At 69.1% G+C, this 12552-nt stretch carries 16 protein-coding genes and 1 pseudogene; 11 read left to right on the top strand and 6 right to left on the bottom strand.

Annotation, left to right across the window (positions count from 1 at the left end; translation table 11 throughout):
• Together ACFVAV_RS31365 and ACFVAV_RS31360 are read left to right on the top strand one after the other, a co-directional pair.
• A complete protein-coding gene (locus tag ACFVAV_RS31365) occupies nucleotides 1-849 on the top strand; it encodes an SDR family oxidoreductase (protein WP_379039201.1) in 849 nt (282 codons plus the stop codon).
• Between the two features lie 77 nt (nucleotides 850-926).
• Nucleotides 927-1064, top strand: a complete 138-nt coding sequence (locus ACFVAV_RS31360; RefSeq protein WP_379039200.1) for a hypothetical protein — start codon at nucleotides 927-929, stop codon at nucleotides 1062-1064.
• Between the two features lie 28 nt (nucleotides 1065-1092).
• On the opposite strand, the gene ACFVAV_RS31355 is transcribed toward ACFVAV_RS31360, so the two are convergent.
• Both ACFVAV_RS31355 and ACFVAV_RS31350 read right to left on the bottom strand, forming a co-directional pair.
• On the bottom strand, nucleotides 1093-1266 hold the full coding sequence (locus tag ACFVAV_RS31355; protein WP_379039199.1) for a CsbD family protein: 174 nt from the start codon (nucleotides 1264-1266) through the stop codon (nucleotides 1093-1095).
• Nucleotides 1267-1366: 100 nt separating this feature from the next.
• Nucleotides 1367-1769, bottom strand: a pseudogene (locus tag ACFVAV_RS31350) (ornithine decarboxylase); the annotation flags it as partial.
• 209 nt (nucleotides 1770-1978) lie between these two features.
• Between ACFVAV_RS31350 and ACFVAV_RS31345 the strand changes: the two are divergent.
• The 5 genes from ACFVAV_RS31345 to ACFVAV_RS31325 all read left to right on the top strand — a co-directional run bounded on the left by ACFVAV_RS31345 (nucleotide 1979) and on the right by ACFVAV_RS31325 (nucleotide 5166).
• Nucleotides 1979-2485, top strand: coding sequence for a DUF6328 family protein (locus ACFVAV_RS31345; protein ID WP_379039198.1), 507 nt, complete (start codon nucleotides 1979-1981; stop codon nucleotides 2483-2485).
• 292 nt (nucleotides 2486-2777) lie between these two features.
• Nucleotides 2778-3215 (top strand): anti-sigma factor, encoded by a 438-nt coding sequence (locus ACFVAV_RS31340; RefSeq protein WP_379039197.1) that lies wholly within the window; start codon nucleotides 2778-2780, stop codon nucleotides 3213-3215.
• 108 nt (nucleotides 3216-3323) lie between these two features.
• A complete protein-coding gene (locus ACFVAV_RS31335) occupies nucleotides 3324-4139 on the top strand; it encodes an RNA polymerase sigma factor SigF (RefSeq protein WP_379039196.1) in 816 nt (271 codons plus the stop codon).
• Between the two features lie 72 nt (nucleotides 4140-4211).
• Nucleotides 4212-4634, top strand: coding sequence for an STAS domain-containing protein (locus ACFVAV_RS31330; RefSeq protein ID WP_379039195.1), 423 nt, complete (start codon nucleotides 4212-4214; stop codon nucleotides 4632-4634).
• 94 nt (nucleotides 4635-4728) lie between these two features.
• A complete protein-coding gene (locus tag ACFVAV_RS31325; protein ID WP_379039194.1) occupies nucleotides 4729-5166 on the top strand; it encodes an ATP-binding protein in 438 nt (145 codons plus the stop codon).
• Here the strand turns inward: ACFVAV_RS31325 and ACFVAV_RS31320 are convergent.
• The 3 genes from ACFVAV_RS31320 to ACFVAV_RS31310 are packed head-to-tail and all read right to left on the bottom strand — an operon-like array spanning nucleotide 5126 to nucleotide 7027.
• The gene (locus ACFVAV_RS31320) at nucleotides 5126-6157 is read right to left on the bottom strand and encodes an iron-containing redox enzyme family protein (protein WP_379039193.1); all 1032 of its coding nucleotides are present in this window, start codon (nucleotides 6155-6157) and stop codon (nucleotides 5126-5128) included. The genes ACFVAV_RS31325 and ACFVAV_RS31320 overlap by 41 nt on opposite strands.
• A complete protein-coding gene (locus tag ACFVAV_RS31315) occupies nucleotides 6154-6399 on the bottom strand; it encodes a CDGSH iron-sulfur domain-containing protein (protein WP_379039192.1) in 246 nt (81 codons plus the stop codon). Before ACFVAV_RS31315 ends, ACFVAV_RS31320 begins: the two co-directional genes overlap by 4 nt.
• Nucleotides 6356-7027 (bottom strand): HemK2/MTQ2 family protein methyltransferase, encoded by a 672-nt coding sequence (locus tag ACFVAV_RS31310; RefSeq protein WP_379039247.1) that lies wholly within the window; start codon nucleotides 7025-7027, stop codon nucleotides 6356-6358. Before ACFVAV_RS31310 ends, ACFVAV_RS31315 begins: the two co-directional genes overlap by 44 nt.
• Before the next feature lie 175 nt (nucleotides 7028-7202).
• Here ACFVAV_RS31310 and ACFVAV_RS31305 point away from each other — a divergent pair, with 175 nt between their 5' ends.
• The 3 genes from ACFVAV_RS31305 to ACFVAV_RS31295 are packed head-to-tail and all read left to right on the top strand — an operon-like array spanning nucleotide 7203 to nucleotide 10665.
• Nucleotides 7203-8189 (top strand): Acg family FMN-binding oxidoreductase, encoded by a 987-nt coding sequence (locus tag ACFVAV_RS31305; RefSeq protein WP_379039191.1) that lies wholly within the window; start codon nucleotides 7203-7205, stop codon nucleotides 8187-8189.
• 54 nt (nucleotides 8190-8243) lie between these two features.
• A complete protein-coding gene (locus ACFVAV_RS31300) occupies nucleotides 8244-8888 on the top strand; it encodes a response regulator (protein WP_379039190.1) in 645 nt (214 codons plus the stop codon).
• Nucleotides 8889-8928: 40 nt separating this feature from the next.
• Nucleotides 8929-10665: a GAF domain-containing sensor histidine kinase gene (locus tag ACFVAV_RS31295; protein WP_379039189.1), complete on the top strand. Its 1737-nt coding sequence runs from the start codon at nucleotides 8929-8931 to the stop codon at nucleotides 10663-10665.
• Nucleotides 10666-10747: 82 nt separating this feature from the next.
• Here ACFVAV_RS31295 and ACFVAV_RS31290 read toward each other — a convergent pair whose 3' ends face one another.
• The gene (locus tag ACFVAV_RS31290; RefSeq protein WP_379039188.1) at nucleotides 10748-11821 is read right to left on the bottom strand and encodes a magnesium and cobalt transport protein CorA; all 1074 of its coding nucleotides are present in this window, start codon (nucleotides 11819-11821) and stop codon (nucleotides 10748-10750) included.
• A 136-nt stretch (nucleotides 11822-11957) separates the two neighbouring features.
• On the opposite strand from ACFVAV_RS31290, the gene ACFVAV_RS31285 reads away from it, so the two are divergent.
• A complete protein-coding gene (locus ACFVAV_RS31285; protein WP_379039187.1) occupies nucleotides 11958-12539 on the top strand; it encodes a TerD family protein in 582 nt (193 codons plus the stop codon).
• The last annotated feature ends 13 nt before the right edge of the window (nucleotides 12540-12552 follow it).

Genomic DNA, 12552 nt, shown 5'->3' with positions numbered 1-12552 from the left:
ATGGCGACCAGCGCGTCAGGGAAGATCGCAGTGGTGACCGGAGGTGCTTCCGGCATCGGAGCCGCGCTTGCCACCGCGCTCGTAGACGCGGGCGCCGAAGTGTGGCTGGCCGATCGCCAAGGGGAGGTCGCCGAGGCGCTGGCGCACCGTCTGCGCAGCCGCGGCGGAAAGGCGCACGCGCTCGAGGTCGACGTGCGCAGCTACCCGTCGGTCCAACGAGCCGTCGACGACATCGTGCAACAGTCGGGTCGGATCGACTACCTGTTCAACAATGCGGGCATCGCGGTCGGCGGTGAGATCGACTCCTACTCACTCGATGATTGGAACGACGTCATCGACGTCAACCTGCGCGGCGTCGCCTACGGTATCCAGGCTGTCTACCCGGTCATGATCAGACAGCGCTCAGGACACATCGTGAATACCGCCTCGATCGCCGGGCTCGTCACAACCGCAGGCTCAGGCAGTTATGGCGCCACCAAGCATGCTGTCGTTGCCCTCTCGATGACGTTGCGTGCCGAAGCGCAACGGCACGGCGTGCAGGTCTCGGTGCTCTGCCCCGGTGTGATCCGGACTCCGATTCTGACCGGCGGCAAGTACGGCCGGCTCAACATGGGCGGCGTCAGCGAGGAGAAGGTCCTCAGCTATTGGGAGCGGTTTCGGCCGCTGGCACCGGAGAAATTCGCCGAACGCGCACTGCACAGGGTGTTTCGCGGAGATGCGATCATCGTGGTGCCCAAGTCGGCGAAGATGCCCTGGTACGTGGAGCGGATCTCACCGGCCCTCGCCAGGAAATTCGCGAAAGGCATGATTACGCGCATCAGGCGCGATTTAGGGCCCGACGCCTCCTGACCACTCGGTCGGCGATCAACGAACGCGACTCAGCGTCAACGCCGTGGGCGGCGACTGAAAAGGAGACCAACTCCAAATTGCGCGATCTCGCCGAGGCGCTGATGCCTGCGGTGACCGGACTCGGCGGCGCCGACGCGCCCACCCGCGCCCGCTTCGATCATCTGCTGCTCACCGTCCACGAGCAGGACGGAACAGCCGCGGGCCATCGGCCGTAGCGACCGATGGCCCGCTCGAGTCGGCTGGTCAGTCGCGGAAGGCGTCCTTGACCTTCTCCCCCGCGTCCTTCAGGTTCCCCTTCACCTGGTCGCCGCGTCCTTCGTTCTCCAGATCACGGTCGTCGGTGGCCTTGCCTGTGGCTTCCTTGGCCTTGCCGGCCAGCTCCTCGGCCTTGTTCTTCGCCTTGTCCGCGATACCCATGGCATTCCTTTCAGACAGATCTCTCAGCCACCTCCGGTGGCCGGTGGGCCGTCTTGGGGACCCAAAAGCCGCCTACCCGGGTCTGCGGGACGCAAACAGGTCAGCTCCCGGCGACGACCCGAATCGCTTGCAAGCGAGGATCGCTCGCGTCGGGCACATTCATGCCCGCGGCGACACCGGTGCGCAGGTAGTCCACGACTGCCGCGCCGATGCATTCGCCCGGCACGACGGCGGGAATACCGGGCGGATACGGGGTGAGTTGTTCGGCGGCGATCCGGCCTGCCGCCTCCGCGGCGGGCACCAGCTCCGTCGGGCGAAGAACGCGTCGCGGGGCAGCATCACCGTCTCCAGTTGCAGGTCTTCGGGTGCGGGCAGCGCGATCTCGTGCGGCGGTGGGTGCGCAGCGAGTCCGCGGCGTCGTACCCGGTCGCGCCGGTGCCGGAGATGTCGCCGAGGACCTGCAGCAGATCCAGATCGTGGGATGCTTCGACGCCGAGCAGGTCGTGGCCGAACTGGCGATGCCCGGGCGGGGTGAATCCGTACCGGCCCGAGCCGCGGTAGTCGGCGACCGCGGCGACGAGTGGAGCTGTGCTGTGGTCCATGTAGCGGTAGTAGCCGTTCGGTAGTGCTTCAATCGGGTGCCTGACCTGGCCCTGCCCGTTTCGGGACAACGCCTCGGGGCATGCCCTGAATAGGGCGAAAGGAACCGGCGATGAGCACGGCACGCGACGACGCGGAATGGGACAGGCGGGTTCGCGACGAGACCGAGATCCAGCGGTTGGATCGGAACTGGGCCGATCTGCTCCAGGAACTGCGCGTCGTGCAGACCGGCGTGCAGCTGCTCACGGGTTTCCTGCTGACCCTGCCGTTCCAGGCCCGGTTCCCCATCCTGGACACGTCGATGCAGGTGGTCTACCTGGTGACCGTCGTCGCGTCGGTAGCGGCGACGGTGCTGCTGGTCGCCCCGGTCGCCACGCACCGGCTGCTGTTCCGCAGGCATCAGCTGGCCGACCTCGTCGCGGCGGGCCACCGTTACGCGTTCGCCGGGATGATCCTGCTCGGCGTCGCGCTGACCGGGGTCACCGTGCTGATCTTCGACACCGTGGCGGGCCTGGGCGCCGCGATCGCCGCGGGGATCTGTTTCGCCGTGTTCTTCACCGGCGTCTGGCTGCTCGGCCCCCTGCTTCAACGGCGGCGCGATCCGGACAGCACGACTTGAGCCGGGTGGATACCGCCTCTGTCGGACGCCGGGCAACAGCGGTTGGAGATCGGCAGGTGGGGTATGCGCCGCCTATGGAAATTTTCGTGATCGCGGCACTGATCGCCGTCGTCGCGGTGGCCCTGGCCTACCGGAAGCGCCCCGGGAAGCCGCCGGACCAGCCCGAGTCGACCGGCAACGACCCGAAATGAGGCAACAGTAGGGGCCGGGAATCGGTCGGCGGACGCGCGAATCGCGCGGCGCGGCCCGCGTACCCTCCGACCAGTTGGTGGCGGTGGACCAGGGAGGTGGCGTGCGGGCAGACGATCGCGACACCGCGCCCCGGTCGAAGACCGTCGGGTTCCGGGTTCCGGCCGAACTGGACCAGCTGACCATGGTGCACTCGCTGGCCGAGACCGTCCTGCTGGTGCGTGGCTTCGCGCTCGACGAGGTCACCGACCTGATCCTGGCCCTGGACGAGGTGGCCACCGCGCTGATGCTGGTGGCGGCGGCGGACACCCAGCTCGAGTGTGTGTTCACCACCGGCGACGGCACCCTCGCCGCCCGCATCACGACGGTGATCCGCACGCCGTCCGCGCTCGACGAGGAGTCCTTCGGCTGGCATGTCGTCGCGACGCTGACCGACGCGTTGCAGATCGAATACGGCGACTTCGATCCGGTCGGCGACGGCTACCCGGCGACCGTCGAGTTCGGCTGGATTCGGCGGGTGCACGGACCCGCCGCGACCTGAGCCGCGAGAGACTTCGGGCCGGACGACACATAGCGGTGGCACCGATGGGTACCCCATGGACATCCGCAACCGTCCGGAAGCGAGGCATCGGCGATGACATCGGAAACAATGACAGCCGACAACACGACCACCCGGCGATCCCACTCGCGCGGCGACAGCTACGACAACATCGAGCCCTGGTTCGAGCAGCTGCGCGCCCTGCCACCAGGAGACGAGGACTACGACGCCGTCCGTGAGGAGGTGATCCGGCTCTGCCTGCCGCTGGCCGACCACATCGCGCGCAAGTTCGCGGGCCGCGGGGAGCAGTTCGACGATCTCGACCAGACAGCCAGGGTGGGGCTCGTCCTCGCCGTCGACCGCTATGACGTGAGCCGGGGATCCTCGTTCCTGTCCTTCGCGATCCCGACGATCATGGGTGAGGTGCGCAGGCACTTCCGTGACCACATGTGGGCCGTGCGCGTCCCGCGCCGGCTCAAGGAGATCCAGCTCCGGGTCGGGCCCGCCACCGAGGAACTGTCCCAGCAGCTCGGCAGGCTCCCCAATGCCCGCGAGCTCGCCGACGCGCTCGAGGTGGACCTGGTCGAGATCACCCGGGCCCTGGTCGCCGCCAACGGCTACCAGACCAACTCGATCGACGAATTCACCCACGACGACCGGGACAACGCCAGTCAGGCGATCACCGACACCCTCGGCGTGGAGGAACCCTGCTACCAGCTCACCGAGGACGCGATGACGGTGCGCCCCCTGATCGCCGCACTGCCCGGCGAGGAGCGGCGGGTGCTGATCATGCGGTTCTACGAGTCCAAGACCCAGAGCCAGATCGCCGAGCAGCTCGGCGTCTCCCAGATGCAGGTCTCGCGGATCCTGTCCCGGACCCTGGGCCTTCTACGGGAGCAAGCGCTCGCCGAGCAGCCGGTGCAGTGACACCGGCGGCGGCGCGTGCCAGAATTGTCCTAGGTTGAGACCTCCAGCCGGCCCCGTCGCACAGGAGGTTCTATGGCTGTCGTCCTGGATCGCCGGTTGTCGAGCCGGCTGCGCTGGTATCGCGGGCCATCGGCACCCGCCGCAGCTGAGCTGCGTCTGCGCGACCCCGGACGACCCGGCTGCTGGGTACTGCACGCCGGAACCGAGCTCGACGCGGCGCGGATGCCGCCGTTCTGCACACTGCTCGACCGCGCGGTGCATTCCAGCGCGGGCGTCATCGTGGTTGATCTGCGCGAGACCGAGTTCCTGAGCATCCGGATCGCCGCCATGCTCGGCGCCGTCAAGCGGGACGCCTGGGCAGCCGGTGTCGATATCCGCCTGCTCACCGACAGCCACGAAGTGGAGCGGGCGCTCGATCTGGTCGGCGTCCGGCCGCTGTTCCGGTACTACGAATCCCTCGACGAGGCATCGGGCCCCGAGCCCGGCGAGCACTGAGGCCGATCCGGTCCACGCGGTGTTTCGGTCCGGCAAATCCTGGGTAGGCGCAGGGTGAACCGCTCCGGTGCCAGCAGCTCGGGAGGAGGTCACCGTGGATTCGAGCGACCGGATCATCGCGCAGTCGAGACACGCGACGTCGATCCACATCACGATCGACGCCGATCTCGAGCAGCTCGTCATGCTGCGGGCAGTGGCCGAAACCGTCGCCCTGATCACCGGTTTCGGCATCGACGAGGTCGACGACATCCGGGTCGCGCTCGACGAAGCGGCGACCTGCCTGATCCTGGGTGCCGTTGCCTCGTCCCAGATCCACTGCGATGTCATCGCCGACGAGTTCCGGATCCGGGTCTCGGTGGACGCCGTCTGTGGCGACACCGACCCGATCGACGAGACGGGATTCGGCTGGCATGTGCTGCGTTCGATCACCGATCACCTGGTCGTCGACCACGATCCGTATGACGAGGCCAGGGACGGCTACCCGGTCGCCATCACCTTCTCCCGGGTCCGGCGGCTGTTCGCGGATCGGTGAGCGCGATCTCCTGCCGCAGCGAACTGCGGTCCGCGCGCCAGCATTCGAGGACGTGCTCGGTGAAACGGTCTTCGAGCAGGGTCGTCGCCTGGATGCCGAAGACGAGCCCCGCCGCCGTTTCCGGTTCGGCATGAAGCAGTTCGGCGATCACCTCGCGGCGCATGACCTGTTCGTGGACGGCGTCGGCGACGACATGTTCGGTATAGAAGTGCACACACGCGGGATGCGGCAGCAGGGTACGCGCGATGTCGGCGAGACGCCGTGCGGCCGGGGACGAGGTGATCTCGGTGGCGGCGAAATGCCCGACCAGAGCGGCGCGCAGGCCACGATGCAGACCGAACAGCGACATCATGTCCACCAGGGCGAGCATCGGCGCGGGCACCGCGTCGAGGTAGTGCAGGTAGTCCGGTCGCAGCCCGGCGCCCGACAGCAGGTCGGCGAACAACCGGGCGTGCACGCGATCGCCGCGGCCACCGCCGAACTCGTCGAATTCCACCGCGACCAGCGCGGCCTTGGCCTGCCCACGCAGGCGCGGGATCACCCAGGCGTACGGGTCGGCCTCGATGTGGTGGTAGATCGAGCGGTGCACGAAGTATTCGCGCAGCTGGTCAGCGGTGCCACGTTCGGCGAGGAAGCCGGCGATGCCGTCGGTGTCGGAGGTGGGTTCGAGGAGACGGTCGACTTCGGCGTCGACGTCGTCGCCGCCGGGGACGTCCGCAGACAGCGCGGCGAGCAGCTGCCGTTCCAGGTCGCGACGCAGGCGCAGCAGGTCGGGGTCCCATTCCCAGTTCTCGTCGACTTCGGCGAAGCCCTGGTAGTGCAGTTCGTAGCAGGTGTGCAGGGTCAGCAGGGGATCCTCACTGTAGGGATCGGCGCCGGAGACCGTCGGCACCGCGGAACCCGCTGGGCGCCTGAGCACTTCGACGACTGCGGCGGACAGCGCGCCGCGCGGGGCGGGCAGCGCGCGACGCGGGACGACGGTCGGATTCATCGGTCGGTGCCTTCCTGGTCGCGGCGTCGCCTGCGCCGGTGGCTGGTGTCGCACAGCGGGTAGGTGCTCGACCGGCGGCACAGGCACAGCGCCACCACGAAACGGTCGCAGTGCAGCACCGTGCCGTCGGCGGTGACGAGATCGACGGGGCCGTCGACGAGTGCGGGGCCGTCGTCGGTGAGCACGATCCGCCGGGGCTCAGGCGGGGTCGCCGACGACGCGCGACGATGTTCGGTCGACACGGATCACCACCAATTCCTCGTAGCGCTGGCCGGGCGTGATGAAGCCGTGCGCAGCCAGCCATCCGGCGCGGGCCCGCAGAACCGGCCCGAACGGCACGATCCCCGCCGTGACCACCCGCGCGTCCGCACCGCGGTCGCGCAACTGGCGCACGCTGCGTTCCGGGTCGCTGAGCGCCGAATGCACGATCAACCCGACGCCGCGTTCGGTGAGCAGATCCGGCAGTGCGTCGCACAGCCGGTCGAGCACGCTGCGGCCGTCGGGTCCCGCGTCCCACGCGAGTGCGCCGCCACGGCCGGTGCCGCGCTCGGCGGGCACGTAGGGCGGGTTGGCCAGCACCACATCGAACCGCGGCAACCGCAGCGCCGAGGCGAAATCACCGTGCAGCAGTTCCACCGCGACACCGTGCAGCCGGCAGTTCAGCCACGTCGACGCCAGCGCGGGCCAGGACACGTCGACCGCGGTGACGCTGCGCGCCCCCGCCTGCGCCGCGGCCAGCGCGAGCACGCCGGTCCCCGCGCACACGTCCAGTACCCGGCCGCCACACAGCACCGGCAGTCCACGCAGTGCGCGAGCCAACAGCCAGGTGTCGGCCTGCGGCCGGTAGACACGCGGCGCGCGGATCACCATCACGTCGAGGTACCCCTTCTCACGGTGTCGACAAGGCCTTGTCCTCGGCATGCCCGCAATCCGGCGAACCAATCCACTCAGAGCTGGACCGGGCGCGTGATCAGGGACTTTGTGCCTCGGCAGAGATGCGGAAAGTCCGTGGCGACCGGGCGGGCGGGCCACCAGACTGGTCTGTATGAACGATCAGCGAGTTCATGCGGTGCCCGACCATCCCACGGTTCGCGCGGCGATCCGGCTCGGTTGCCGGGCGCCGTCGCTGCACAACACCCAGCCGTGGCGGTGGGTGTTCGACGGCACCGCGCTCGAGCTGTCGCTGGATCCGGATCGGCAGCTGGCGGCCGCGGACCCGACCGGGCGGCAGGCGGTGATCAGCTGTGGCGCGGCGTTGCACCATGCGCGGACCGCCTTCGCCGCCGCCCGCTGGCACACCGCGGTCACCCGGCTGCCCGATCCGGACCGCCCGGATCTGCTGGCGCGGATCGAGTTCGAGCCGTGGCCCGAGCCGCCGGTCGGGGAACTGCGCCGCGCCGAGGCCATCGATCGCCGCTACACCGACCGGCTGCCGATGGACGCGCCGATCGGCTTGACCTCGGTCGTGTCCACGCTGGACAAGCTCGTCGCGCCGCACGATCTCGCCGTCGACGTCCTCGCCGACGAGGTGCGCCCCCGGCTGGCGCTGGTGTCCGAGCAGTCCGGCGCGCTGCGCCGCTACGACATGGAATACCAGGCCGAACTCCGCTGGTGGGCCGGACATTCCGAGCGGTCCGAGGGGGTGCCGCGGTCGGCGCTGATCTCGGAGTCCGAACGCGCCAGAGTCGGCGTCGCCCGGTCGTTCCCCACACCGGAACGCTCGGCCCGCCGCGGCGATCTCGACGATCACGCTCGCCTCGTGGTGCTGAGCACCGGCGACGAGTCACCCCTGGCCTGGCTGCGGACCGGTGAGGCGCTCTCGGCGGTCCTGCTCGATTGCACCGCGTCGGGACTGTCGACCTGCGCGCTGACCCACATCACCGAACTCACCGCGGGCAGGCGCCTGCTCGCCGGTCTGATCGGCCATCCCGGCGTGCCGCAGGTCGTGGTCAGGATCGGCACCGCCCCCGAAGACGAACAGCGGCCACCCACCCCACGTCGACCGCTCACCGAGGTGCTGACCGAGCGATGACCGATACGGTCAATGGCAGACGAGGGTCTGTTGTCTGGCGAGAGAGGGTCAGCGATGATCACGGTGTTCCTGGTCGACGACCACGAGATCGTCCGGCGCGGCGTCTCCGACCTGATCGCGCTCGAGCCGGATCTCGGGGTGGTCGGGGAAGCCGGTACCTGCGCGGAGGCGCTGGCGCGCATTCCCGCGCTGCGCCCCGATGTCGTCGTGCTCGACGTGCGGCTGCCCGACGGCAACGGCATCGAACTGTGCCGTGAACTGCTCTCGGCCGAACCCGCGCCGCGCTGCCTGATCCTCACCTCGTTCACCGACGAGCAGGCCATGCTCGACGCGATCCTGGCCGGCGCCAGCGGCTACGTCGTCAAGGACATCAGGGGCCTCGAGCTGATCAACGCCGTGCGCGAGGTCGGCAACGGCAAGTCGCTGCTGGACAACCGGGCCGCCGCGGCGCTGATGGCCAAGCTGCGCTCGGAGGCGGCGGAGCAGACCGGGCCGCTGGCCACGCTGACCGAGCAGGAACGCACTCTGCTGTCGCTGCTGGGCGAGGGCATGACCAACCGGCAGATCGCGGCGCACATGTTCCTGGCCGAGAAGACCGTCAAGAACTACGTGTCCCGGCTGCTGACCAAACTCGGGGTCCAACGCCGCACCCAGGCCGCCGTCATGGCCGCCGACCTGAACCGGCCAACGCGCCGATGACATCGCCCGATACCCGTGGCACCGTGCAAGAATGCCCGGCATGGACGACGATTCGGCAGCCGGCGGCCGGCCTCCGGTGACCGAGACCCTGTCTCAGCTGCGTCTGCGTGAACTGCTGACCGAGGTCCAGGACCGGATCACCCAGATCGTCGACGTCCGCGACCGGATGGACCGGCTGATGGAGGCCATGCTCGTCGTGACGGCGGGCCTGGACCTGGACAACACCCTGCGCACCATCGTGCACACCGCCATCGAACTCGTCGACGCCGGCTACGGCGCGCTCGGCGTGCGCGAGACCGACAAGACCAGCAATCAGCTCGCCGAATTCGTCTACGAAGGCATCGACGACCGCACCCGGGTGCTGATCGGCGATCTCCCGCGCGGGCACGGCGTGCTCGGCGTGCTCATCGCCGAGCCGAAACCCATTCGGCTGACGAATCTTTCGGATCACCCGTCCTCGGTCGGCTTCCCGCCCAACCACCCGCCGATGCGGACCTTCCTCGGCGTCCCGGTGCAGGTGCGCGGCGAGGTGTTCGGCAATCTCTATCTCACCGAGAAGGCAGGCGGACAGGAGTTCACCGAGGACGACGAGGTGGTCGTGCAGGCGCTCGCCGCCGCCGCGGGCATCGCGATCGAGAACGCGCGCCTCTACGCGCAGTCGCGGGTGCGCCAGCTCTGGCTGGAGGCGATCCGGGATGTGGCCACCGAACTGCTGGCGGGCAGCCCGTCCGAGGACGTGCTCGAGCTGATCGCCGAACGTGGCCGCTCCCTGACGAATTCGGTGTGCACGTTCCTGGCGCTGCCCGAGGACCCCGACGTGCCGCACGAGGAGATCACCGAGCTGGTGGTGGTCGCGGCGGCAGGCACCGACGCGGGCGTGCTGGTCGGCCGGGCCATCCCGCTGACGGATTCGCCGGTGGCCGAGGCGTTCCGGTCGGGCAGTCCGGTCACCTCCGACGCCCCCACCCACGATCCGATCTTCGCCTCGATCGCCGATTTCGGCCCGGTCCTCACCCTGCCGCTGCGGGCGAACGGACTGGTCACCGGCGTGCTGACCACCGTGCTCCCCGCCGGAGTCACCCCACCGAGCCCGGAGGATCAGGCGCTGATGGGCACCTACGCCGACCAGGCCGCGGTGGCGCTGCAACTGGCAGGCACCCAGCGCCGAATGCGCGAGCTCGACGTGTACGCCGATCGCGACCGGATCGCCCGCGGGCTGCACGATCACGTGATCCAGCGGTTGTTCGCGGTCGGCTTGTCGCTGCAGGGCACGATGCAGCGGGCCAGGACATCCGAGGTGCGCACCCGTCTCGACGAGACGATCGACGACATCCAGGCGATCGTGCAGGACATCCGCTACTCGATCTTCGACCTGCAGTCCAACACCACCACCGACTCCTCGCAGTACCGGAAACGCCTGCACCACATCATCACCGAGATGACCGCCGACACCGGATTGCGCACCACGGTCCGACTCGCGGGCCCGGTCACCGTGCTCGAGCCACCGCTGTCCGATCACGTCGAAGCGGTGTTGCGGGAGGCGGTGAGCAATGTCGTCCGGCATGCGAAGGCGAGCACCGTCGCGGTGGAACTGGTGGTGCGTGACGAGGTGAGCATCGAGGTCGCCGACGACGGTGCGGGGATAGCGCCCGAGATCACCCGGCGCAGCGGGCTCGCCAATCTCGCGGCCAGGGCCGAGGCAGCGGGCGGCAGTTTCGCCGTGACCGACCGTGAGTCGGGCGGCACGGTGCTGCGCTGGTCGGCGCCACTGTCCTGAGCGGGGGACCAAAGGCCCCGCGGAGCAGGTCCTGCGGCCCTGGCCTGCCGCACCGCTCTTCAGAACCTGACCGGCCGGTGCGTCACAACCACTTGATGCGGCGGAAGAGGACGACCAGGCACGAGCAGAGGACCACCATGGTGATCAGTACGGCCGGATAGCCCCAGCGCTGGTGCAGTTCCGGCATGTGGTCGAAGTTCATGCCGTAGATGCCGGCGATCATCGTCGGGACGGCCAGGATCGCGACCATGGCGGAGATCCGGCGCATGTCGGAGTTCTGCTGGATCGCGATCTTGGCCACGGCGGCGCCGACCAGCGCGGTCAGCGACTCGTCGAGATCGTTGATGCGGTCGGAGACGCCGGCGTGGTGGTCGGCCACATCGCGCAGATACCGCCGGATCTCCTTGGACAGTGGGGATTCCGGCCTGGTCAGCGCCTGCAGCGGCAGGGCCAGTGGGCTCACCGCGCGCCGCAGTTCGACGATTTCGCGCTTGAGCTGGTAGATCGACTCGATCGGCAGGGTGCTGCGCGGGGTGAACAGCTCCTCCTCGACCGATTCCACGTCGTACTCCACCGACTGGGCGACCACGATGTAGGAATCGACGATGCGGTCGGTGATGGCGTGCAGCACGGCGCCGGGTCCCAGCGCCATCCGCGCGGGATCCGCTTCGAGCCGGTGTCGCACATCGGCCAGCGCCGAGTGCGCGCCGTGGCGGACCGCGACCACGAAATCGGGTCCGGTGAACACCATGATGTCGCCGGTCTCGACGATCTCGCTGACCGAGTGCATGTCGTGCTCGACATAGGCGACGGTGCGCATCACGGTCACCAGGGTGTCGTCGTAGTGCTCGAGTTTGGGCCGCTGACGTCCATGGACTGCGTCCTCGACGGCCAGCGGATGCAGGCCGAACGTCTCGGCGATCTCCCCCATCTGGTGCGCGTCGGGCTCGAACACGCCGATCCAGACGAAACCTTCTCCCCTGCCGCGGACTTCGGCGAGCGCGGCGGCCGGGGTGAACCGGCCGGGCAATCGTCGCCCGTCCACATAGACACCGCAGTCGACGATCGCCCGCGCCGTGGGGACGGCAGGCCGGTGGACGGGTGGCTCGGCGACGAGGCGGACACGGCGGAAGCGGAACTGTGGAACGGACGACACCGGCCGATCCTATGTGCAGGCGCGACAGCCGAGCCCGGCATCGGGTCGGCGCCGGTGGCGTACCGCGGGGCGAGGACGGTGCCCCGGCGAATTCGCTTGCCCTGCAGGCTGCTCCGCGAGTCCGTAGCCTGGGAACGTGATTACGCTGAAGAAGGAAGACGGCGCGGCCGACCTCGCCGGCATCACCAAGATGAGCGTGGGGGTGAGCTGGGACCCGTCGGCCGGCTCCAGCGGGGGCCTGCTCGGGATGGCGCGGCGCAAGCGCGGTGTCGACCTGGACCTGATCGCCGTGCTCCTGCAGGGCGGCGAGCCCGTCCGTTTCGCCGGCCTGGATTCGCTGAACCCGCTCGGCAACGGCGCGGTGGTGCACACCGGTGACGAACAGACCGGCGCGGCTTCGGGCGACGACGAGACCGTGCACGTGGTCTTCGCCGACGTCCCGTCGAGCATCGACGCCATCGTGTTCGTCGCCGCCGCGTTCAAGAAGGGCTCCTCGTTCGAGAAGGCCAACAACGTCTCGTTCAAGATCTACGACGCGACCGGCGCCGACAGTCAGCCGGTCGCCGACATCTGGCCGTCACTGCTCGGCCAGGAGAACGCCAACGCGATCGCGCGGGCCTTCCGTAACGGCCCGGTCTGGCAGCTCGAGGTGCTCGACCGCAAGGGCAAGATCAAGCAGGGCGACCGGCAGGCGCTGCTGCGATTCGCCATCCAGTAGCCATCGACGCGGC

It is taken from the genome of Nocardia sp. NPDC057663 (assembly GCF_042799895.1).
In the GTDB taxonomy this organism is placed as follows: domain Bacteria; phylum Actinomycetota; class Actinomycetes; order Mycobacteriales; family Mycobacteriaceae; genus Nocardia.
This window is presented reverse-complemented; position numbering and strand designations above follow the sequence as displayed.